This window comes from uncultured Paraglaciecola sp. (assembly GCF_913020055.1).
Lineage (GTDB): Bacteria > Pseudomonadota > Gammaproteobacteria > Enterobacterales > Alteromonadaceae > Paraglaciecola.
This window is the reverse complement of the sequence record NZ_CAJWCF010000026.1, coordinates 1-23,214: the sequence shown is the minus strand read 5'-3', so window position 1 is coordinate 23,214 and position 23,214 is coordinate 1. Positions and strand designations below refer to the sequence as shown.

23 protein-coding genes are annotated in these 23,214 nt (G+C 40.6%); 10 read left to right on the top strand and 13 right to left on the bottom strand.

Annotation, left to right across the window (positions count from 1 at the left end):
* Positions 1–13: 13 nt before the first annotated feature.
* The gene (acs, locus tag QZ488_RS07675) at positions 14–1,954 is read right to left on the bottom strand and encodes an acetate--CoA ligase (RefSeq protein ID WP_293747249.1); all 1,941 of its coding nucleotides are present in this window, start codon (positions 1,952–1,954) and stop codon (positions 14–16) included.
* A 200-nt stretch (positions 1,955–2,154) separates the two neighbouring features.
* Here acs and QZ488_RS07670 point away from each other — a divergent pair, with 200 nt between their 5' ends.
* From QZ488_RS07670 to QZ488_RS07655, 4 genes are all read left to right on the top strand, one after another.
* The gene (locus tag QZ488_RS07670) at positions 2,155–3,270 is read left to right on the top strand and encodes a DcaP family trimeric outer membrane transporter (RefSeq protein ID WP_293747248.1); all 1,116 of its coding nucleotides are present in this window, start codon (positions 2,155–2,157) and stop codon (positions 3,268–3,270) included.
* A 371-nt stretch (positions 3,271–3,641) separates the two neighbouring features.
* A complete protein-coding gene (locus QZ488_RS07665; protein ID WP_293747247.1) occupies positions 3,642–4,019 on the top strand; it encodes a PadR family transcriptional regulator in 378 nt (125 codons plus the stop codon).
* 1 nt (position 4,020) lies between these two features.
* Complete coding sequence (locus tag QZ488_RS07660; RefSeq protein ID WP_293747246.1) at positions 4,021–4,578, top strand: hypothetical protein; 558 nt, start codon at positions 4,021–4,023, stop codon at positions 4,576–4,578.
* 90 nt (positions 4,579–4,668) lie between these two features.
* The gene (locus tag QZ488_RS07655; protein ID WP_293747245.1) at positions 4,669–5,742 is read left to right on the top strand and encodes a metallophosphoesterase; all 1,074 of its coding nucleotides are present in this window, start codon (positions 4,669–4,671) and stop codon (positions 5,740–5,742) included.
* 104 nt (positions 5,743–5,846) lie between these two features.
* Here QZ488_RS07655 and QZ488_RS07650 read toward each other — a convergent pair whose 3' ends face one another.
* Together QZ488_RS07650 and QZ488_RS07645 are read right to left on the bottom strand one after the other, a co-directional pair.
* Positions 5,847–7,085, bottom strand: coding sequence for an ABC transporter substrate-binding protein (locus QZ488_RS07650; protein ID WP_293747244.1), 1,239 nt, complete (start codon positions 7,083–7,085; stop codon positions 5,847–5,849).
* Positions 7,086–7,359: 274 nt separating this feature from the next.
* Positions 7,360–8,598, bottom strand: a complete 1,239-nt coding sequence (locus QZ488_RS07645; RefSeq protein ID WP_293747243.1) for a saccharopine dehydrogenase NADP-binding domain-containing protein — start codon at positions 8,596–8,598, stop codon at positions 7,360–7,362.
* Between the two features lie 126 nt (positions 8,599–8,724).
* Here QZ488_RS07645 and QZ488_RS07640 point away from each other — a divergent pair, with 126 nt between their 5' ends.
* The gene (locus tag QZ488_RS07640; RefSeq protein ID WP_293747242.1) at positions 8,725–9,837 is read left to right on the top strand and encodes a DUF2855 family protein; all 1,113 of its coding nucleotides are present in this window, start codon (positions 8,725–8,727) and stop codon (positions 9,835–9,837) included.
* A gap of 97 nt (positions 9,838–9,934) precedes the next feature.
* Here QZ488_RS07640 and QZ488_RS07635 read toward each other — a convergent pair whose 3' ends face one another.
* Together QZ488_RS07635 and QZ488_RS07630 are read right to left on the bottom strand one after the other, a co-directional pair.
* Positions 9,935–10,414, bottom strand: coding sequence for a DUF4920 domain-containing protein (locus QZ488_RS07635; protein ID WP_293747241.1), 480 nt, complete (start codon positions 10,412–10,414; stop codon positions 9,935–9,937).
* A gap of 30 nt (positions 10,415–10,444) precedes the next feature.
* The gene (locus QZ488_RS07630; RefSeq protein ID WP_293747240.1) at positions 10,445–10,945 is read right to left on the bottom strand and encodes a DUF2244 domain-containing protein; all 501 of its coding nucleotides are present in this window, start codon (positions 10,943–10,945) and stop codon (positions 10,445–10,447) included.
* A gap of 84 nt (positions 10,946–11,029) precedes the next feature.
* On the opposite strand from QZ488_RS07630, the gene QZ488_RS07625 reads away from it, so the two are divergent.
* Both QZ488_RS07625 and QZ488_RS07620 read left to right on the top strand, forming a co-directional pair.
* Positions 11,030–11,926 (top strand): sulfite exporter TauE/SafE family protein, encoded by an 897-nt coding sequence (locus QZ488_RS07625; protein ID WP_293747239.1) that lies wholly within the window; start codon positions 11,030–11,032, stop codon positions 11,924–11,926.
* A gap of 49 nt (positions 11,927–11,975) precedes the next feature.
* Positions 11,976–12,860 (top strand): formate dehydrogenase accessory sulfurtransferase FdhD, encoded by an 885-nt coding sequence (locus QZ488_RS07620; protein WP_293747238.1) that lies wholly within the window; start codon positions 11,976–11,978, stop codon positions 12,858–12,860.
* Between the two features lie 33 nt (positions 12,861–12,893).
* Here the strand turns inward: QZ488_RS07620 and dsbB are convergent, their stop codons facing one another.
* Positions 12,894–13,409, bottom strand: a complete 516-nt coding sequence (gene dsbB, locus QZ488_RS07615; protein WP_293747270.1) for a disulfide bond formation protein DsbB — start codon at positions 13,407–13,409, stop codon at positions 12,894–12,896.
* A 17-nt stretch (positions 13,410–13,426) separates the two neighbouring features.
* Positions 13,427–15,010 (bottom strand): sodium/proton antiporter NhaB, encoded by a 1,584-nt coding sequence (gene nhaB / locus QZ488_RS07610; protein ID WP_293747237.1) that lies wholly within the window; start codon positions 15,008–15,010, stop codon positions 13,427–13,429.
* 225 nt (positions 15,011–15,235) lie between these two features.
* Between nhaB and fadR the strand changes: the two genes are divergently transcribed.
* The 3 genes from fadR (at position 15,236) to QZ488_RS07595 (ending at position 17,237) form a co-directional block, all read left to right on the top strand.
* Entirely contained in the window at positions 15,236–15,946 is a 711-nt protein-coding gene (gene fadR, locus QZ488_RS07605) for a fatty acid metabolism transcriptional regulator FadR (protein ID WP_293747268.1), read from the top strand.
* Positions 15,947–16,148: 202 nt separating this feature from the next.
* Positions 16,149–16,502 (top strand): phasin family protein, encoded by a 354-nt coding sequence (locus QZ488_RS07600; protein WP_293747236.1) that lies wholly within the window; start codon positions 16,149–16,151, stop codon positions 16,500–16,502.
* Between the two features lie 105 nt (positions 16,503–16,607).
* Entirely contained in the window at positions 16,608–17,237 is a 630-nt protein-coding gene (locus QZ488_RS07595; protein WP_293747235.1) for a hypothetical protein, read from the top strand.
* Between the two features lie 146 nt (positions 17,238–17,383).
* Here the strand turns inward: QZ488_RS07595 and QZ488_RS07590 are convergent, their stop codons facing one another.
* The 6 genes from QZ488_RS07590 to tsaA all read right to left on the bottom strand — a co-directional run bounded on the left by QZ488_RS07590 (position 17,384) and on the right by tsaA (position 23,162).
* Positions 17,384–17,515 (bottom strand): hypothetical protein, encoded by a 132-nt coding sequence (locus QZ488_RS07590; protein WP_293747234.1) that lies wholly within the window; start codon positions 17,513–17,515, stop codon positions 17,384–17,386.
* Positions 17,516–17,814: 299 nt separating this feature from the next.
* Positions 17,815–18,402 (bottom strand): hypothetical protein, encoded by a 588-nt coding sequence (locus QZ488_RS07585; RefSeq protein WP_293747233.1) that lies wholly within the window; start codon positions 18,400–18,402, stop codon positions 17,815–17,817.
* A gap of 98 nt (positions 18,403–18,500) precedes the next feature.
* Complete coding sequence (locus tag QZ488_RS07580; protein ID WP_293747232.1) at positions 18,501–19,631, bottom strand: patatin-like phospholipase family protein; 1,131 nt, start codon at positions 19,629–19,631, stop codon at positions 18,501–18,503.
* 12 nt (positions 19,632–19,643) lie between these two features.
* Entirely contained in the window at positions 19,644–20,483 is an 840-nt protein-coding gene (locus QZ488_RS07575) for an MBL fold metallo-hydrolase (RefSeq protein ID WP_293747231.1), read from the bottom strand.
* Between the two features lie 171 nt (positions 20,484–20,654).
* Positions 20,655–22,370, bottom strand: a complete 1,716-nt coding sequence (locus QZ488_RS07570) for a proline--tRNA ligase (protein ID WP_293747230.1) — start codon at positions 22,368–22,370, stop codon at positions 20,655–20,657.
* Positions 22,371–22,460: 90 nt separating this feature from the next.
* Positions 22,461–23,162 (bottom strand): tRNA (N6-threonylcarbamoyladenosine(37)-N6)-methyltransferase TrmO, encoded by a 702-nt coding sequence (tsaA, locus tag QZ488_RS07565; RefSeq protein WP_293747266.1) that lies wholly within the window; start codon positions 23,160–23,162, stop codon positions 22,461–22,463.
* Between the last annotated feature and the right edge of the window lie 52 nt (positions 23,163–23,214).

Sequence of the window (23,214 nt, the reverse complement as noted above, 5' to 3'; positions counted from 1 at the left end):
AGTAGCCTAGTTGTTATCTATTTAACCTTTGGTCAATAAGTGTATCAACAACTGAAGGGTCTGCCAATGTAGATGTGTCACCTAATTGTTCATATTCGTTGGCAGCAATTTTACGTAATATTCTGCGCATGATTTTCCCCGAACGCGTTTTTGGCAAACCATTTGTCCATTGGATTAAATCGGGTGTGGCAATAGGGCTTAGCTCTTTACGAACCCAATTTCGTATCTCAAGCGTTAGGGCATCATCACTGACGGTCCCTTCGACGGGGGTCACGTAGACATAGATCCCTTGTCCTTTTATATCATGGGGATAGCCCACAACCGCCGCTTCAGCTATTGCTGGGTGCGATACTAGCGCACTTTCAATTTCTGCTGTACCAAGTCGATGACCTGATACATTCAAAACATCATCTACGCGGCCAGTTATCCAATAATATCCATCTTCATCTCGCCTTGCTCCGTCACCTGTAAAATAATGACCTTTGTAGGTAGAGAAATAAGTTTGAATGAAACGTTCATGGTCACCATAAACTGTTCTCGCCTGACCCGGCCAGCTGTCTTTTATAATCAAATTACCATCTGTTGCCCCTTCTAGTTCAACACCTTCACTATCCACTAATGCTGGTTGAATACCAAATAAAGGACGCGTAGCAGAGCCGGGTTTCAATGGGGTAATGCTTGGCAAAGGAGAAATCATCAAGCCGCCGGTTTCAGTTTGCCACCAAGTATCTACGATAGGGCAGAGACCTTTACCCATCTTGCTGTGATACCAGTGCCATGCTTCGGGATTAATGGGCTCACCTACCGAGCCGAGTAAACGTAGAGATTCTCCGCTCATACCTTCCACAGCGCGATCACCTTGGGCCATCAATGCGCGGATCGCGGTAGGCGCTGTATATAAAATATTAATTTTGTGTTTGTCTACTATTTGCCCGATACGGCGTACATCTGGGTAGGTCGGCACGCCCTCAAATAATACAGTCGTGGCACCATTCGCTAGAGGACCGTAGATCATATAACTGTGACCTGTCACCCATCCAACATCTGCTGCGCACCAGTATATTTCTCCTTGTTGATAATCGAAAACTTGTTCGTGAGTCATGGCTACATATAACAAATAGCCGCCTGTGGTATGCACCACTCCCTTAGGTTGACCTGTTGAACCTGAGGTATATAGGATAAACAAGGGGTCTTCTGCGTTCATGACTTCAGGTTCACATACGGCTGGGCAATCAGCAACTAGCTCATGCCACCATACATCTTTCGTATTCCAGTCGACATCTGCACCAGTATGCTTTAACACGACCACTTGTTCCAACGTAGCGCATTCATGTTCAGCCAAAGCGATATCAACATTTTCTTTTAGCGGCACCGTTTTACCTGCGCGTAAACCAGCATCTGCGGTAATTATGACTTTCGCCCCGCAGTTTTCGATGCGGTCAGCAATAGCATTTGGTGAAAAACCGCCAAAAATAACTGAATGCACAGCACCAATTCGTGCACAAGCAAGCATGGCATAGGCAGCTTGTGGCACCATAGGCATATAAATTGCGACCCTATCTCCCTTGGTAACCCCAAGTTTCTTCAAGCCATTAGCCAGTTTTGCCACTTCATCGTGTAAACGCTGATAACTTATTATATCGTGAGTTTCAGGATCGTCTCCTTCCCAGATAAGTGCTGTAACGTTAGCCCGCTCAGCAAGGTGGCGGTCGATGCAATTGTAAGAGACGTTCAATTCACCGTCCTCGAACCACTTAATATGCAAATCGTCTTGGTCAAAGGAAGTGTTTTTAATCAGTGTGGGAGTTTTATACCAATCTAATCTTTTGGCTTGTCCGGACCAAAATGCGTCAGGTGACTCAACCGACTGCTTATACATTTCATGATAAGCTTGCTCAGTTAAATGGCTATTTTGTTTTGCCTGTTCAGGCACCGGATATATTTTCTTTAACACGTCGATACTCCATATACTGTAAAAACCTTAATCGGGTACTCTATTCTTCTACAAAAACTTAGAAATAAGACTTTGGTCTTAATCTGAATAATTTGTTCTTCATTCTTATACGACCTTGGTCTTATAGACCATAAGCTTATATGCAGTTTTACAATTCTGGTTCAAAGTTAACATAATCTTTACACACTGGGGTTACACACATGAATAAAACTATAAAGAAAACGACAGCTGTTTGTGCTTTGTTAGCCGGCGCAAGCCTTATGAGTACTGCAGCAAACGCAGATGCATTTGAAATAGACTTCAAAAATGGCGACAAGATGAAGTTTGGTGGTTATTTAAAAGCTGACGCACGATATGTCAGCGGAGATTTGAATTACCAGGATTATTGGATAGGTAATAACCCAGGTGCGGTAGATACCTCCAAATTGGGTTTAAACATAAAAGAAACCCGTTTTAATACCACTTATACACACGGAGAATGGACCGGCTTTATTGAAATGGATTTTTATGGTGGTGGTGGTAACGAAATTATCAGTAACTCGGTCAATCCGCGTTTACGTCATGCCTTCGTTAAAAACAAAAACTGGTTAGTTGGTCAAACATGGTCAACCTTTATGCCACTAGCTGCTTTGCTTGAGTCTTTGGACTTCGGTGGGCCACATGTTGCTGAAGGGTTTATTCGACAAGTACAAATACGTTATACCGTTGGCAATTGGCAATTTGCTCTTGAAAATGCGCAAACATACGGAGACGGTGATACTGGTGGTTCTGGTAATGTTGGTGTAACTGGCGCTAATAATGATCCAGACAGTAAAATTCCAGATTTTGTTGCCAGATACAATATGAAGGGTGATTGGGGACAGGTCAGTGCCGCTGGTTTATTGAGAAAAGTTGACCAAGGTGGCATTGATGATACTGCCTTAGCATTTAGCTTGTCAGGTAAAATTAACGCTGTAGGCAAAGATGATATCCGTTTTCAGATGACTCTAGGTGAGTCGGGTCGTTATGTGGGTACCACTTTGGCGACAGATATTGTTGTTGACCCTGTTGATGGTAAAACAAAAGTAGAAGATACAACTGCTTGGTATGTTGGATATAGAAGAGTGTGGAGTGATGAATATCGCAGCACAATTTTCTACGGTAACGGTGAAACCGATATACTTGGACATGATCGTTCTCATTACGCAGTTAACCTCATCAGACAGTACACGCCTAAGATGATAATTGGTTTAGAATTTGGTAAATACGTAGTTGATGACGGTGGTTTGGATCTTGACTCAAGCTACCTACAAACATCAGTGAAATTTACTCTGTAGAGTTTGATTTCATAAAAACCTAGCAAAGGAGGAGGAAGGTAACTTCCTCCTTTTTTTTGCTTACTTATTAGTACGTGAATAACTTTTTGTATATAAATCAACCATCAAAGCCTTAGTAGCAAATTCATAACTTCATTTGTAATTAGTTTAATTTCAATAAAAAATCATTAATCTCCTTGCAACGTTCAATAACGTGGGGTTTTCATTCGCTTTAACACTTTTGTTTTTTGTGAATGTTACTCTTAGCAAAACCAATAGTGGCTCAATTCTTCTTTGTCACTAACATCATTTAAAACTTGCGCTTCTACCAACCTATGTTGTACATTGTTGCTATGTACTGCATAGTAACAGTGTACAACATAGGTTAAATGATGACAAAACAACAAAGCTTGAATGAGAAATGGGATGTACAACTTCGAAAAGGCACGTTGGAGTTGGTCATCTTGGCGGCGTTAAAAGAACGTACGTTATATGGTTTGGAGTTGCTGAAGTTATTGCACTCATTTGAAACAATGAAGATCACTGAAGGTACGCTTTATCCCTTGATGGATCGTCTAAAACGCGATGAATTGGTGAATGCATTTTGGCGTCAAGAAGGTGATTCAAGACCAAGGAAATACTATCAACTAACCCAGCAAGGTTTGATTAAGCTTGAAGCATTAACTAATCGTTGGCGTCAATCTGTTGAAGATATCGAACACCTTATACAAAACTCAAATCCACAGACTACTCATCCTAAAGGAGAATGACATGCCAGATCGTGAGTTAATTCATCAATATTTGAAAAATTTATCTAAATACTTATCTAGATTGGATAAGTCTGACGCCCAAGAAGTCATTCGTGAGATTGAAAGTCACATTCTTGATGCCCTTGAAATTCAAGAAAATAGTGGACGCTTGAGTGACCCACAGGAAATTCTAGATGGGTTTGGCGAGCCACGGGAACTGGCAAATCAATATGTCGAACATTTATTAAAGGGCACGCCTCCTCCAATAGGGTTTAAAGCGATTCAAAACGTTAAAAAAGGCGCTACAAATACACTTTATTATTCCATGGGGTTTTTAGGGTTTGGAATATCAGTTTTATTGATAACCATTGGTCTTGCAAAACTCTTTATGCCGGGTGAGATTGGCGTGTGGTCAGCAGCGCAAGGCAATAGCATCATGATTACATTTTCTGAACACGTCTATCCTGATTCGGCAGAGTTATTGGGTTATTGGTTGAGCCCCATCGCTATTGGTCTTGGAGTCGGTATCGCTCAGTTAACTAAGAGCGTGTTACGCGTGCTTAAACAAAGTATTCAATAACTAAAAATCTATTTATCAAATAGTACCTTTCATTTCTGCTCAATTGTAGAGATGTAAATTTGTTCGGCCTGAATTAGGGAGTTGATTGATATGTTTAAGATTTTGAAAACTAACCTCAAACACTTTTTCATTACTTTTAGTATTGTGTTTGTATTGGTTGTTGCATTGGGTATTTACCATGGCGCAGAAGCGCATTTTAATGAAGATAGATTGGCCTATAAACTTGATAAAGAAGGGCCGCATATCTTTTTTGAAGACAACCAGCTGGTGGTTAATTATGTTCGAGGTGGTAAACCTGAAGGCTTTTATAACGATCAAAGTCATTATCCATTGGGTAGTGATATTCCAGTTAAGGCTTATTTCGCTTTAGAACAGCAGGATATTGATTTTGAAGTGAATGCCTTCATTGAAACACCACCATCAATTTATACCGATAAAAATCCTATCTTGGCTATTTCAGATATCGAAAGTGCTTATAAAACTTTTCGCGACTTTTTGATAACCCATGATGTAATCGATGAAAAATTAAATTGGACTTTTGGCCAAGGGCATTTGGTTTTAGTGGGGGACTTTGTTGATCGTGGTAACTCTGTCACCCAAGTGCTGTGGTTCATCTACAAAATGGAGCAAGATGCCAAAAAGCATGGAGGTAATGTACATTTCATCATTGGTAACCACGAAATTAAAAACATGCAAAATAACTTCTACAGTGCATCTGAAAAGTATCTTTATGTGGCATCTATTATCGATAAAACACAATCTGATTTATACAGTAAAGAGTCGTTTTTAGGCCGTTGGATGGCCAGTAAAAATATCCTTGAACGCATTAATGACCATTTGTTTGTACATGGTGGTATACACCCCAAAATTAGCGAGTTTAATTATAGCCTTGAAGAAATAAATCAAATTATTCGCAGCAATTATAGAAAACCATATTATACAAAACGAGATAGCGACAACGAGGCGTTTTTGGTTTCTTCAAAAACCGGCCCCGCTTGGTATCGCGGTTATTTCAAAGATAATCTAAGTCAAAAAGAAGTAGAAAAAGGCTTGAACCATTTTTCTGCAAAAGCAGTGGTAGTGGGTCACACCATACAATGGTCAGTGAACAAGCGGTACCAAGGGAAAGTGTTCGCAATCGATGTGAAACACCCTAATGACTAGGAGTCTCATTTTCCTCCAAGAAGCTCTGAAGGATTACTCATTGAAGATGAAGAGTATTATCAAATACTTAGTGATGGCACAAAATTGATGCTGTAAAGATAAGGTTATTTATCTAACAATTTGGATTGTCTAAGTTGCTCTAGTTTTGCCACTGTTACTTCTATGTTTGGATTTTTCATAAATTCTGCGAAGACTGCCAAAGCCGGTTCTGAAAAATCAGACTCCGAATCTCGATCAAAAAATTGCGCTAAACCTTTGGCATTTTGTAATAACTGTAATCCAGCTTTACTAAATAGATTTTCGGATATGCTACTAGCTATATTTGGAGGATAGCCAGCCGCGTACTTATTGTATTTAGTTTGCACATCAGCTTGTGATAAATAGGTTATGAAGGTTTTTGCATCTTTCTTATTTTTACTGCTTGCTCTAACAAAAAACACATCCATAGGTGCGTCTTCATAACCGGCATGTTCAGGAGCAATTTCAGGAAAAGGCATAAACCCAATATTTTGTTCAAGATTAGCCGGTATCCTATTCGAAAGGGAATTACCATTCAGGATAAAAGCTGATAAGTCTCTAAACAAATAAGGCATAGCCTCATTTCTATTCAGTCGTTGATGACCTGATAAAAAATATTTTTTGTTTATTAACTCAGCCCAATACTCGAATACCTTAATAACCCGTTGGTCAGTAAAGGGGATGTCTCCAATCAATAAATTTTGATGGAAATCGAGTCCATTCAATCGCAAATTAAGATAGTCAAACCATGCCGCTAAGACCCAAGGTTCAGCACTGCCTAGTGCAATAGGTTCAAATCGACCGTTTTTCAGGGCTTTACAAGCGGCGAGAAAATCCTTCCAATTACTTGGTGGTGCAATGTTAAATTGCTTGAGTATTTTTTTGTTGTAATAAATACCCCATTGATAATAAGAAACAGGAATGGCGTAGATCGAATCTTTGTATTTTGCCGTTTGTAGCGCGGTTGAGGAAAAGTTTTGTTGCCAGTTGAGTTCTGTTGAAAGCCCGTCCAAATTCTCTATATAACCTTGACGGATAAATTGCTTTAAACGCATACCACCATACCAAAAAAGCACGTCAGGACCCGTTTCACTGGTTAACCAGTCATTCACTTGCAGTTTATATTTTGCCGAAGGTAAGCCAATAAACTCAATTGGAATATCGGGGTACAGTGCATGAAAGCTATTTTTAATTTCAAAAAAATTATAACGCTCTGCTGCATTGTCGTGAACGACACCAATAGTCAACGCAAAGGCTGAAAAACTCAGAAGTATCGTGCTTATAACGCTAATAAAAATTAGATTAATGTAACCTGTATGATTCAATTGCATTCCAAATATTGCAAAAAAGTTTACTAAAACATAACTACTATTATTACAGTTTTATCCATGTTTCGCTTGAAATTCTATTTTGCAACTAGGTGAGTTCCTTGTATTACAAATAGTTGTTGCCAGGAATGCCTAAAACAGAGATTCCACATATGAAATTGGTTTACTGTATAAAGTATATCCTAAACCAAATCAAATTGGCCGACACACAAGCATCGGCCTCAAAAAGACAGGCCACAAAAAGCTTGTCGTGAAGAAAACTCTGAGGTTATTAATCAATAATCTCAAATGTTAAACCAGCATGATTCTCTAAACGTGTGATTAATTGATTGCCAAAGATACTGGCGGGAGTCCAAAATCCACCGGGTGTATTCTCTTTGCTGATATCTTGCGCCAAACAGGCTGCGGCTTGGCCTAACATTTTAGCGGTAGAGCCATAACCTGGATCTTGATCGCCTGTGACTTTACAGCGAATTTCTTGACCACTATCGGTTGTGCCGTAAAAACGTAAGTCGTAAAACCCTTTTTCTTGGGCATCTTGGCTTGGGCCTTCACCGGGTTTAGGTAAAATAAATTTTTCCATTGCCCAGCGGGTAGGGGGGATCACCGCCGCCATGGCAAAACCACCTAATCCAAAACCTACACCGGCTGCCAAACCACCGCCCATGAGCCCTTTACCGGTTAACATTGCTTCGTTGTATTCAAAATGTGGGCTGTAGCCACCTTCAACTAAGGCATTACTTCTATGTACTATGCGGGTGTTAATAACAGCCATCACAAAAGGCGCTAGCCAGCTGTTAAAGTCATTGTCATATTGAGGCCGGTTCATGTTGTCTTGGCGCACTTTATTGCCATGGTCAGGCGGACAAATCGCATAGGGGTTCGCCAACAGTTTGCGTAGGGCAGGGTTACTCGCAACCTCTTTAAATATATTAGTCATGCTGGCAACTGTGCCACCCGACGCAGCACCTTTCATTTTTTTGACTCGCATTTTGATACTACTGCATGGCTCGCCAAATTTTTGTTTGGCATGTTGCTGTAAAAAGTACACACCCAAGTCAGAGGGCAAAGAGTCGAAGCCACAACTGTTAACAATGCGCGCACCAGTTGTTTTAGCTTGGTCTTCGTATCCTTCTAACATTTTGGCTATCCACTGCACTTCGCCGGTTAAATCGCAGTAATCAGTGCCTAAAGCCACACAGGTTTTTACCAAAGGTTCACCATACAGTGCGTAAGGTCCCACCGTCGAAATAACCACTCGGGTAGCACTACATAGCTCGTGCAAGCTATTTTCGTCTGCTGAATCGGCGACTAAAATGTCAAGAGGTTCTCCGGCTATGCCTAAAGACTGCTTTAATTCATTTAGTTTGTTTTGTGAACGTCCTGCTATAGCCCACTTTAATTCGCCTTCAATGGGAAACTGCGCAAGCATGTATCGTGTTAATATTTGACCCACAAAGCTGGTGGCACCAAATATTACAATATCAAACTTAGGGTGAGTGTCTTTCATGGTTGCTTTGCCTCTGAGCTAATCATCTTGGTTTATTTCACCGCATTCAAATTTGTGATGCCGTGATAACGGATTAAATACTTATACTCAATCTATCAGAATAAATTCACTTTAGGGCGAAACTAAATGAGCGAAGTACATAATGTCACCGAAATCTGGATTGAAAAATCCAATGTGGCGAACACCAAAATTGTTGAGAAAAGTATAGATAGCAAACAATTAGACGCAGATGATGTGTTGCTTAAAATCGATACTTTTGGTTTTTCTGCGAATAATGTTACCTATTCAGTTTTCGGCGATAAAATGGGGTACTGGGGTTTTTTCCCCGCGGATGACACTTGGGGAATTGTACCCATGTGGGGTTTTGCCACTGTGCTTGAGTCAAATCATGCTGATGTAAAAGTAGGTGAGAAAGTATTTGGTTATTTGCCTATGGCAAGTCATTTAGTGATCAAAGCAGGCAAGATGTCACCCACTCACTTTTTTGATATCAGTGAAAAACGCAAAAGCATTTCTCCTGTATATGATAACTATGTGCGTTGTGCCACCGACCCCGGTTACCAAGCTGATCGAGAATCATGGCAACTCAATTACCGCCCATTGTTTATGACGTCTTTTGTATTAGATGATTTTGTTGGTGAAGGGTTAGTGGCTGCGCAGCAACCAATTAAGCAAGTGATACTAACCAGTGCGTCGAGTAAAACCGCTTATGGCGCGGCGCATCTGTTGATGAAACATAAAGCCGAACGAGGTTTAGATTATCAAGTGGTTGGCCTAACTTCGGCAAGCAATAAAGCCTTTACCCAAGACCTAGACTGTTACGACCAAGTCATTAGTTATGACGACATTGCTCAGCTAGGAAAAGACAAGGCGAGCTGGGTATTGGATTTTGCAGGTAACAAAAATTTACTGCTGAATTTAAAAAAACAGTTTGCTGACAACCTCGATAAGTTGATTCTAATTGGTTCTACCGATGTGGATGCCCAGCAAGATAAACCTGATGGTCACCTTGACAGTGAATTTTTCTTTGCTCCTAGCCAAGTGAAAAAACGCACTGGAGAATGGGGACATGCTGGTTTTGCAGAGCGTTATGCAAAAGGGTGGCAAAGTTTTGCGGTGCATATGAATAACAAAGTGGCAGTGGCTAATTATTCTGGCGCTAAAGCGATTGAAGCGCTCTATCATACCGGCCTTGAGAATAAGTTAAATAACTTGGAAATTAATGTATTGAAGTTTTAAGTTAAGTAACACTTGTTAAGCGGTCACTGGAAAAGATGGCTGTGACCGCTTCTATTCATTCTACAGCTCCAGCAAAAAGGAGCAGACTCCTGTTTTATTAGCTTCGTGGAATTCTTACACTATCAGCCACAATTTCATATACCACACCTGGCTTGAGTATTTCGGTATCGCTTTTTAGGTCGGCTTTAAAGTGAGCCGCTTGTTCTGGGCTAAGGTCTTTCTGTACCAATTCTCCGGCAAGGGTTACTGTTTTTCCGCTGCTGTCTGTTGGGATAAAAAAGCCATAATCACGAAACGAAACACGCAAGATATGCTGGTCTTGTTGGGCGATAAAAAAACATCCTTTCTTTTGACACACTTTGGCTATTCTAGCTTCTACTTGGAATGGTTTCGTTAGGTGAGTCGATGAGTCAACCACTAGGTTTTCCATACTCAAGTTAGGCAAAGATTCATCAAGTATCACACCAAAGGTTTCGCTATTGGTATTCTGCTCAACAGGTTCAGATAGTCTGATTGTTTCAGCATAAACACTCATGCTCAGTGAAAGGCCAATTAAAATATTCAGTATCGATTTCATAGGTAACCTTAAGTAAATTTTCAGACGCAATTATTGGGTTTTCCACCATTTATCTTTGTGGATATGTAGTTTTGCCTTTTTTAAATATTCTAGGGTGGTAATTCTGTCAGCTTGGTTTAGAAATTGGCCTATTATTATGCTCTGATGTCCGTCATGTAAAGCAATATAGGTGTGTTCATATTCAGTTTTAGGTTCGATTGTTTTTACTAACACCTTATCTTTGATGAACAAGCATGAACGTTTGGGGTAATAAACGCCAGCATGAAAGGAGAGCGTATCTTTATCAATGGTAATAATTTGTTTTTGATAGGTCGAATAAGACACCCGATACATTAAAAAAGCCAATAGACCCACTTCAAAACCGGCAAAAGGCAAAATCATCCAAACACCGACCACACTCCAAGCAATGGCAATGATCATCACAAAGGCTGCGATAAATCCAATGATCAGTTTATTTTCCCGCCAATTGGCCGAACGATTAGGTTGCAGGGTTAAAATAACCGAGTCATGTTTATATTTTAGTTTAACCATTTAAATAACAATTTTTCTTTGTTTGTAGTGTCATATTCTGGCAAAGTCCGCCTTTGTTTTTTCAGTTTAGGCCAAGAATTTTTTATGTTTTCAAAAATATCCAGCAAACATATCCGAATATCTATGCTGCTTATTTGGTTAGGTTTGCTGTTTTGGCAAACACATCCTTTAACCTTAATACAAGAGTACGGCGGTTTCACCTTTTTGGGTTTGTTAGGTGCTATTTTTGCCAATGCTACTGGTGCGGGCGGTGGTGTTGTTTTTGTGCCGTTTTTTAATCAACTTGATTTTTCCGCTGCTACCTCTGTGGCCACCAGTTTTGCTATCCAATGTTGCGGCATGACCGCTGGAGCCATAACGTGGTGGGTCTTTTACAAACAGGTTAAAACTCACAATCAACCAGAGAGTAACCAATGGCAACCTTTGGTTAGGGTATTGTTACTCACGATCCCATTTTCCCTAATGGGTTTGTGGATGGTGCAAATTAATCCACAATTTTTTGCGCATTTTAGCGACCCTACAAGTTTGCATACAGGTTTTGGGATCTTTTCAATTGGCTTAGCATTAGCCATTTTTGCCACAGTGTTGTTGCTGAATAACCCCAGTTTTAATACTCAGCTAGCTAAACATGACTATATTGCATTGCCAGTTATTGCTTTGGTTGGTGGCGGCATTACTGCATGGCTATCAATAGGTGTAGGGGAATTGGTAGCGGTGTATTTAATTATTTGCCGTTTTAATGTGACCCTCGCTATTGCTGCTGCCGTTATTTTGAGCGCTTGGACAGTATGGGGCGGAATTGTTTTTCACCTAGTGATTACCCAAGCGATATATTGGCCTGTGGTACTGTTTGCCGGTGCGGGAGCCATAGCAGGCGGGATATTAGCTAAACAATTGGTATTGTATTTTTCTGCTAAAAATTTAAAGCTGTTTTTTGCAGGTTGGATATTTATTTTAGGGTTCACATCTTTACCCTTCTAATCGCCTAAGGTAGTTTAGACCTTAGTCTTTCTTGTTATAGTTTTTATTCTTGCGATCAATTGCACAATATCCAATAGTTAAAGTTTCTCAGTCTAGCGAGCAGGGAGCATCCCCTGAGCGTATTGAGTGTGACGACCTAGTGGTAGTCGAAGAGCCTCTAGAAATCTGGTTATCTTCCTACTCCAAAGCATCACCAGAGTTATTATTAACCACTATGCGTACACCAGGCGACGATCTGAACTTGGTCAGAGGTTGGTTATATTCTAGCGGCGCCATTCAAGATCCCAGTAAAATCACTTCAATTGTGCATACAGGAACGGGTCGATTAAAATCCGAGCCTACTAACCGCGTACAAGTTAACTTAGCTGTTGGGGCGAATATTGATCTTGCGGCATATCAGCGAGTTGAAATCATGAACTCGGCTTGTGGCGTATGTGGCCAGCAAAGCATCGAAAATCTACTAGATAAATTGCCACAGACCCTACGAACAGAAGAGCAAGTTGCTTCGCTGCCAATATCTGAACTTCGCTCGTTAACCCAAAACTTAACAGCCAACCAGGGGATATTCGCTCAAACCGGTGGTAGTCATGGTGTCGCGTTATTTGACCAAGGTTTACACATATTAGATGTCCGAGAAGACGTAGGCAGACATAACGCTTTTGACAAACTGATAGGTGCAAACATAAAAATGTTGGCTGTTGATAATCATCAGGTAGGGTCTATTTGGGGGGTGGTGTTGAGTTCAAGAGCTAGTTTTGAATTAGTACAAAAGGCGGCAATGGTAAATATTCGGTTTATTATTGCTATGGGCGCACCAACTAGTTTAGCCATAGATTTAGCAAAAGAATGTGATATTTGTTTACTTGGCTTTATAAAAACGTCAGCAAACTCAATTAAATTTAATGTTTATTCAAACCCCCATCTGTTGGCTTGAATAAACAGCGAACACATTAGTGTTCGCTTAAGATTACAGACTACGTTTCACTAATAGTCGACTGAGCAAAATCACCACCCAAATAGTCGTATAAACGGCGAAAATCACAATCATCCATTGCGGCATACTCATGTCAAAAAATGACCAATTTATATCGCCACAGTCACCTGTCGCGCCAAAGATATTCGGTAGCCATTCATGTAAAGGAGCCCAACTAGGGAAGTTAGGCACAAACTCACAAGTAGCAAAAAATGGGTTGGCAGCCGTTTGAATATCAACGTGTTCGATGGCTATCAGTAAGCCCCAAATAGCCGATATTCCCCAGCCAATATAACCAATCAATCGGGTGATAAGGTTATTCACTAACATCGCTGGCATTGCAGCGAACATTACGCCAAAAACGGCTGTTCGCTGATAAATGCACATAATGCAGGGGCGTAAATCCGCTGCATGTTGAAAATACAAAGCGGTTACTTCCAAACAAAGCGCGGAGACAAATAATAACCCCCATGCGCGTTTGTTTGTGGATAACGCTGATAACGTGTTTATCAATGGTCTATCCTTGACTAATGAGGAACAACATCACTGCCGGGTATCACCCCAGAGTGATGCTCAATTAGGTGCATGTCATATAACCATTGTGTTAAGTCATACAAACCGAAGTATGTTGCAGCTAAACCTACTAATGTCAGTACCACTGTATAAGGCAGTGCCATATACACCATAGTGCCGTATGACAATCTAAGTAGTGGCGCAATAGCTGACGTTAACAAGAATAAGAAAGCAGCTTGACCATTAGGTGTAGCAACACTTGGCAGGTTAGTACCGGTATTAATCGCCACTGCTAACAAATCAAATTGGTCGCGAGTGATTACGCCACTATTAAGTGCAGCTGTTACTTCGGTGATATATACAGAACCAACAAACACGTTGTCACTGACCATGGATAACAGGCCATTGGCTAAATAAAACATCACTAATTGGGTTTTACCTTCAAAGGTTAATACCCAGTTAATCACCGGACTAAATAACCCTTGGTCGATTATGACTGCCACAATGCCAAAAAATACACATAATAAAGCGGTAAAAGGTAAAGCTTCTTCAAAGGATTTGCCTATAGAGTGTTCGTCAATCACGCCACTCATTGAGGTCGCCAAAACAATAATAGACAGCCCAATTAATCCAACAGCGGCTAAATGCCCTGCCAAACCTACTACTAACCAAACTGCAATCAGGCCTTGAACAGCTAATCTGGCTTTGTCTTGTGTGGTTAAGTTTGCATCTACATTTTTGTCATAGTCAGTCAATATTTGTCTAACTACTGGCGGTATTTGCGCACCGTAACTAAAGAGGCTAAATTTTTCTACTACATAGGTAGTGGCTAATCCGGCAAAAAATACAGGAATAGTGATAGGGGACATACGAATAAAGAACTCAATAAAGTCCCAACCTGCTTTATCGGCGATAATAAGGTTTTGAGGCTCACCAACCATAGTCATTACGCCACCCAATGCAGTACCTACGCCGGCGTGCATCATTAGGTTACGTAAAAATGCTCTAAAATCTTCTAGATCATTACGCTTGGGGTGGGGGACTTCACCATCGTGAGAGTGATCGTGATCAGCATGAAAGTCTTTGCCTGATGCCACTTTGTGGTAGATGGAGTAAAAGCCTAAACCTACGGTAATAATCACCGCCACTACTGTTAACGCATCTAAGAACGCCGATAAAATCGCACAGGATGCCGCAAACGCTATGGATAAGGTGATTTTGTTTTCAAGCTTTATCAATAATTTGGTGAAAAGATAAAGTAACAACCCTTTCATAAAGTAAATACCGGCCACCATAAAGACCAATAGCAGTATTACCTCAATATTCACCACCATTTCATGTTTCATATGCTCAGGGGTGGTCATGCCAATAAACATCGCCTCCATCAGCAACAGTCCACCGGGCTGAAGTGGATAACATTTTAATGCCATCGCAAGGGTGAAAATAAATTCAAGTACTAACGCCCAGCCCGCTACATATGGATTAATTATGAATAGAATGGGGTTAATAATAAGAAAGGCTATAATCGCCTGTTTGTACCAAGTTGGGGCTTTTCCCAAAAAGTTGGCTGCTACTGCTTGAGGTACTGACATTTGCATAAGCAAAATTCCTTGCTGAATATTATAATTATTGAATCAACGATTTATCGATTGTACCCAAAAACAATCGCAAAATCCCACAGTTAGAAGACAAATTGGTAAAATTAATCTGCTTTTTAGCAATACTTCGTTAACAATTCAAAGTTTCCTTGTTACCAGCAAAAATCATCTGGTACAATCAGTTTATAAAAATTAGAAGAACAATAGCAACGAAGTGAGTAGTTGATGATATACAAGGCACAAAGCCCAGCAGGATTCGCTGAAGAATATATAGTGGAATCTATCTGGAGTGGACGCTTCCCCCCAGGCACAATTCTACCAGCTGAGCGTGAATTATCAGAGCTCATCGGTGTAACTCGTACAACTTTGCGTGAAGTATTACAACGTTTAGCGCGAGACGGTTGGTTAACCATTCAACATGGTAAGCCGACTAAGGTTAATAATTTTTGGGAAACGTCGGGTCTTAATATATTAGAAACCTTAGCCAGACTTGACGAAGAGGGGATCCCAGAGCTTGTTGATCACCTATTGGCCGCAAGAACTAATTTAAGTGCGGTGTTTATTCGCGGCGCAATTCGTAATCAACAAGAAAAAACTATCGAGATATTAAAAAGTCATAGTGATATTCCTGATGATGGCAAAATTTTTGCGCACAGTGATTACCAACTTAATCATGACTTAGCCTTTGCTTCTGGTAATCCAGTGTATGTCTTAATGATGAACGGTTTTAGAGGATTGTATTCGCGCATCGGAGGTTATTATTTCTCTAATCAAGATTCCAGAGACCTAACTCGCGGTTATTACAAACAATTGTTAGAGCTTGCAGAAAAGGGCGACTACGAAGGCGTTCCACTGGTCATCAGAGACTATGGCATCGAAAGTGGCAAAATTTGGCAAGAATTACGAGCAAATATGCCCAAAGGGTTAGTAGATTAAAAGTGTTAAACCGGCTGACACCCTTGTCAGTCGAGATTGTTCGAAAAAAAATCAAAATAAAAATCATCTATATATCAATAACATGAGACTCATTTCAAAATAAAATTAAAATAATTGCTCAATTAGTATGCGGTTTCTAATTCGTTTCTCTAATCTTGTCCTCAATCCAGACAGACCCATTTATTTAAACGAGGAAAGACCCATGACTAAATTAGATTCTATCAAAGGTAAAGTAAACGAAGCTGAAGAATTTGCACGTAAAATTTGGCTTGCAGGTTTAGGCGCATACGGTAAAAGTTTTGATGAAGCCCAAGGCCGTTACGAAAAAATCAGTGTTGAAGCGAGCAAAGTGTTCGATGAGCTAGTGGTTAAAGGTTCTAAAATCGAAACTGAAGCAAAAGACAAATTTCAAGTGAAAGACAAAGTTGAAACTCGCGTAGCAGAAGTACGTAAGAAACTAGGTCTAGACAGCGTAAGTGCCGATCAAAGAGTTGAAGAATTATCAGCAAAAATCGATGCATTGACTGACGCTGTTGCAAAACTAGCTGCTAAGTAATTAGTACAACACCCAACGTTGGTTTAGGGCTGTAAGTTCTAAGTTGCGTTGGGTTTTTTATATTTGCGCTAAATTAGCGTGAACTAAGATATTAGGAGAATCAATTTGAACCCTGCTAAAAAAACGATCGCTATGGCACATAAAACTTGGTTGGTTGGCGTAGGTGCTTACGACAGTGGGCGCGAAAAAGCCGCTGACAAAATTGACCAACTATTTGTTGAAAGTTCACAATTCGTCAACGAGTTGCTAGAAAAAGGCGAATCAATTGAAACGCAAATACAAGAAAAATTAGAGGCCAGAAAAATGTTAAAAGATAAAATTTCAGCATTAAAAGCAAAGCTTGGTTTCGGTAACGAAAACCGCGACCAACAAATCGATATGTTAACTCAACGTGTTGATAGCCTAATTGAAGTAGTGGCTAAACTCGCTCAACAAAAAGCAGCAGAGAAAAAAGCCACCACCACTAAAAAAGCGCCTGCTAAAAAAGCAGCTAAGCCAGCAGCAAAAGCTACAGCAACTAAAGCGACAGCAAAAACGGCAGCTAAACCAGCAGCAAAAACTACTGCTACTAAAGCTCCTGCTAAAACAGCGACTAAACCCGCTGCAAAAGCCGCCGCTAAAAAAGCACCAGCAAAGGCCGCTGCTAAACCAACAGCCAAAGCTACTGTAACTAAAGCGCCTGCTAAGACCGAAGTTGCACCGGCTAGCGAAGTGAAAGCAGAGTCTAAAGATTAACGACTGAGATTTTATACCCCTTCAATCTCTATATTGTTAATAAAGCCGCTAATTTAGCGGCTTTTTTTATGGAGGGGGAAGATCATAGGGCTTTTTATTTGGACGTAGGGTATCGACTTTTATATTGGCTGTTTTTTGATTCACTCCTATCTGTTTTTTTCGGTTCTCTTTTTCTTTTTGCGCTCATTTTTTTCAGTTACGATCTTGATTGCCTCTTCTTGCGATAGGGTTGGATGTTTGGCGAGTAACTCTTCGACTTTTTCGTTAATTTTGCTCATTGTTGAACCTTATGCTTTGTAAATTAAAATATTACGAGTATTTAGCTGTTACTGAAATGGTTAGATACATAACGCACATGGTGCATTTGATGACATCATAATGTCCAATATTATTAACGATTTAATATGACTGCCATGTTGATTTTCAACGAACCTGAGCCCTTGATTCAATTACCTGACAGACCATAGTTTTTTGATCATAGCGACTCCAGAAGGATCATAACGAGCTAGTTTTTCCCTATCATATGGAAAGTAATCCCCACCAACAAAATACATAGCTGATAATTCAGCGAAATATTCTAGATTGTTTTTGGTAGCATATGCTTCGGGTTTAGTACGATTCTTGTAGTCTTTAACATTAGTGTATAATTTTTAGACTTAGCATTCTTCCAAGGCTTTACTATTTCAGCATACTTATCTGGCCAGTGCATTATATGCCAAGCATGTGAAAGTTCGTGGGTTAACGCTTTTTTTGCCCACATATCGGTTAAATACATCAAATTTACTGCACTATAAATAACTACAGAATGTTCCCATTGATTATCATAATGAAGCCTTTTAATTGTTTCTCCTTTCCTAACAAATCTCATTCCACTTTTTTTCCCTCCATGTTGGGAGTCTTCGCCCCACATCAAAAATATTTTCAAGGTTTTTAGTTTTCGCAAGGAAGAATAAGGTGATTTTTGTTCAATAACCTTTAAGGTGTTTTTTAATTTAAGCAAAGAGTCTTTCGCTAGCTTAGGATTTTCCCTTTCCATACTAGCTTCATAAAAAATGTTCCAGCCACCTTTTATATTAATATAGTCACGAGATGGGACTCTATAATCTACTTCAGCGTGAACTAACACCGAAGAAAAAGAAAATATGAAAAAAAAGATAAACTTCAAAATACACTCCTTTGGATATAACCTCCCTAAAATAAGTCAGTCGGACAACATAAATACAAGTGTGAGATGCACATGTTCTAAAAATAAAGAACCCTATGCTATATTGACAAAAAACTACGTAACTCTTCTTGTCTAGCCAAGCCATCCTGCATACCTAAATCAATCAACTCTCGGCAGAACTCTTTCTCAAACAATAGATAACTGAGCAAACTAGTGTCGGCTTTATCGTGTAAGCCCATCATACGCAGAAGGATTTTTATCCCCGAAGGCATGCGGTGAAAATGTTTGGCGGCCATTTCGTTAAAGTTAACCGTTGGGTTGATGGCTAAGGTATCAATGGTTTTTAAATTAGTTTGTTGCTGTTGCCTGTAGGTCATATGGGCGATTGTTTCGTTTATACGCGTTAGACGTTCAAGGTCGGCTTTAAGGGTGTCGGCAAAAATAGTATCGAGTAAATGCCCTGCAATAGCGATGCTACTGGGAAATCGGTTCATGTCGGTAAAACGTGAGGTTTTCTCTGGTTGTTCGACACCAATGATCAGTATTTTTTTTGCACCTAAATGAATCGCTGGACTCAGTGGTGATAATTGGTGTACCGAGCCATCGCCGAGAAACTCACCCATCATTTTCACCGGGGGAAACAGCATAGGAATAGCCGATGAAGCAACTAAGTGTTCTGAGTTTAAGGTGCAGGGTATGCCCCGTCTTTGTTCACGCTCCCAAGGCTCTATATCGGCATGCCCTTGATAAAAACTGATGGAGTCATGGCTAGTATAGCTAGAGGCATTGACGGTAATCGCGCGTAAGTGGCCACTTAATATATTTCTATCAATACGATGAAAATCTAAGCGGCTTCTGATCAGCTGTCTCAGAGGTTGATTATTTAATAAACTGGACGGATTTTTTTGATTTTGCTCGGATTGAAAGCTGCTCAAAAAATTGCCAGTTAAATGTTTGAATACGTCTCTAATACCACTGTCGTATACTTGGCGTGTGTTGAAGTTTTTCCATACCCATTCTAATTTTCTCAAACCAAGATGATAACAAGAGGCGTAACAGGCTAAACCTGTTGCGTTAATTGCACCGGCTGAATTACCGCAAACTATGGGAAATGGTAAACCTTGGTTGCGTGGTAAAAAGGTCGCAATGGCTTTAAGTACACCTAGTTGGTAAGCGGCTCTTGCACCACCACCAGATAATAACAACGCATATTGATTACGCTCTGACAAAAACCTCGTTCCCTATAAGTTAAGCGTTAAACCTTCGGCTGCAGCAAAAAGCTCTAAGTCTGCACCGCCAATTTCGATGATTTCTTTGCAATGACTTTCTATTTCGGTAATTTCCTCATCGGTGCGGATATGATCATGGCTGTACAATGCCATACGTTTTGCCCGGCTGCCCATGGCCAGTTTGACGGCTTCTTCGGCGACGGAATGTCCCCAGCCTGACTTAGCGGGCATGTCGGCAATCATATATTGTGCATCATGAATAATGAGGTCGGCATCACGGGCAAATTCAACCCAGTCTAAAAAGTCGGTGTTCTTTTTGTAAGGAGGATATAATTCATTGTCGGTGATATAGGTCACTTTTTTGCCATCAGCCTCAATGCAAAAAGAACTGCCACTGCCGGGGTGGTTCATGGCTAAACGGCTAACAGTGGCGTTACCAATTTTCCAATTATTTACCTCTTTGGGTTGCGGTACTACTTGTATATTTGAGGGCAGTGTTTTGTAATCGACCGGGAAGTAACTGCCACTCATTTGTTCTAAAATGGCATGATCTGCATCAAAGGTAATCTGACCTGGAGTAATTAAAATATTACGCTCGGGCTGATAGATAGGCGCAAAAAAGGGAAAACCTTGAATATGATCCCAGTGGTTGTGAGTGAGTAATAAATGGATATCGTTAGTTTGTTTGACCAGCTTTTGACCGAGGTTTTTTATTCCGGTGCCAGCATCTAAAATGAAATCTGTGCCGTCGTCTAAACAGACGTGCACACAAGCAGTATTACCACCATATTTAATAAATTCTGGGCCAGGAGCGGGGCAGGAGCCGCGTACACCGTAGAAGGTCACTTGCATTTATGATCTCATTAATAAACTAGTTGCATCCATGAGCCTAAACATTACCACCAAAGCTAAACTGAATTAAGTATAAACTTATTACTAAAGGTATGGGTATAAATTTCTAAGAACCTGTTTTATATAATGAAAAAGCGCCATAAAGGCGCTTTTTTAAAAGCTACTGGTTGCTTATAAGTTAGCAACAAATTCAGCAAATTGGTCGATTTCAATCAATTCTTTCTCACCACTACGGCGATTTTTGTATTCCACTTTACCTTCATCTAGGTTACGTTCACCTATTACGATTGTGTGCGGTATACCGACCAATTCCATGTCGTTGAACATCACGCCTGGGCGTTCTTTTCGATCATCAAATAATACTTCAAGACCGGCTTCTTGAAATTGTGTATACATCGATTCGGCGAGTTCTTTTATTCGATGTGATTTATGCATATTCATAGGAATTAGCGCAACTTTAAAAGGTGCGATGGCATCCGGCCAGATGATCCCATATTTATCATGGTTTTGTTCAATTGCGGCAGCCACTATGCGTGAAACACCAATACCGTAACATCCCATGCTGAGTATTTTATTTTTGCCGTTTTCATCTAACACGCCACAACCCATTGCTTGCGAATATTTATCACCAAGTTGGAATATATGCCCGACCTCAATACCGCGCTTTATTTCTAACGTGCCTTTGCCATCTGGCGAAGCATCACCGGCGACTACATTACGAATGTCAGCAACGTTAAATTCACCTGCGTCTCTTGCCCAATTTACGCCAGTGAAGTGCACCCCTTCTTCGTTAGCGCCACAAACAAAGTCAGCTAAATGCGCAGCGCTGGTATCAACAATTACAGGGATAGACATACCCACTGGCCCAAGTGAGCCTATAGTGCAATTCAGTGTGTCTTGTATTTGTTGTTCGCCTGCCATGGTCAGTGGGGCAAATACACCTGTTAGTTTTTCAGCTTTGACTTCGTTAAGTTGGTGATCGCCACGTAATACTAATGCGACTAATCCTTGCTTGCCTTTTTCGTCTGGTTCAGCCAATACAATCAGTGTTTTAACTGATTGTTCTGCAGGTACGTTTAAGAACGCTGACACCGCTTCGATAGTTTTTTGCTCGGGAGTGGCCACCTTTTCTAGGTTTTGCGTACCTTCAGGGCAGTTACTGGTTGGTGCCAACGCACTGGCCATTTCAATGTTAGCTGCATAATCAGAGCCGTTACTAAAGGCTATATCATCTTCACCTGATTCAGCTAACACATGAAATTCATGGGACGCACTGCCGCCTATTGAACCGTTGTCGGCAATAACCGGGCGGAAGTCTAAGCCAATACGCTCAAAAATATTGCAGTAGGCTTGGTACATGTTTTGATAGGTTGTCTCTAAACAGTCTTGACCAAGGTGAAAAGAATAAGCATCTTTCATGGTGAATTCACGGCAACGCATGATGCCAAATCTAGGGCGAATTTCGTCTCTGAATTTGGTTTGTACTTGATATAAATTAAGTGGCAATTGTTTGTAACTGTTGACTTCGTTTTTGACCAGCGAGGTGATCACTTCTTCGTGTGTCGGGCCTAATACAAAGTCTCTTGATTGCCTGTCTTTTATACGCAGTAACTCAGGACCGTATTCTTCCCAACGGCCAGACTCTTGCCATAAATCAGCAGGCTGGACTACAGGCATTAATATTTCTATTGAGCCTGCTTTGTTCATTTCGTCGCGCACTATTTCGGCAACTTTATTCAGCACACGTAAACCTGTTGGTAACCAAGTGTACAAACCCGCAGCTAACTTTCTGACCATACCTGCACGTAACATTAACTGGTGGCTAATGACTTCTGCGTCGGCTGGGGTTTCTTTTTGTGTGGATAATAAATATTGACTAGTGCGCATGAACAATAAAATCTCTAGGGTTTAAAGGAAAAAACGGCGCTTATTCTAACACCAATAATGTCTAAAGCTATTATTGAGTATTATACCGGGTTAAATTAATTGGATTGCCAAGACTACATTTTGTTGGTTAATCACTTGCCATTGAATATTTAGATCGTACAGGCTCATACCGTAGGTTTTATCTGAGTGAGAATCTTTGTGATAGGCAGGGCGGGGATCTTGGCTGAGCACTTCTTGTATCAGTGCGGCTAATTTAGGATAGTGCGATTCAAACTGATTTAATTGGCTGCTGGCTTGTTCGCTAAAAGTCACCTCCATTAATTCTGGACTATGCTGGGCCACACCTCCCGATGCCTGCACAATACTATCGGCATAAGGTACATAGGGTTTGATATCTAGAATCGGTGTGCCGTCTAATAAATCTATCCCCCGCACAATCAGACTAAGTTGATTGTTTTGATAACTCACCGACCCAAATTCAACCACAGACATGCCTATACCATTTGGCCTAAAGGTACTACGTGTGGCAAACACGCCTAGTTTTTTATTACCGCCTAAGCGCGGAGGGCGCACCAGGGGGGAGTGGCCTTTATCCGCAGTTTGATGAAAATGAAATAGCAGCCATAGATGACTAAACTGTTCGATACCACGTAAATAGTTAGGATCGTTAAACCCTTCAAAAAATGTAATTTTACCTTCGGCACTTTTGGCCAAACCGGGCTGACGGGGAATGGCAAATTTCTCTTTGTAAGGTGTACTGATTTTGCCAATAGGCTGGATATTGATGGTCATAAACGAATAATACGTTGCGGCTTTATAGGCTGAGTGATTGACATAGTTGCCG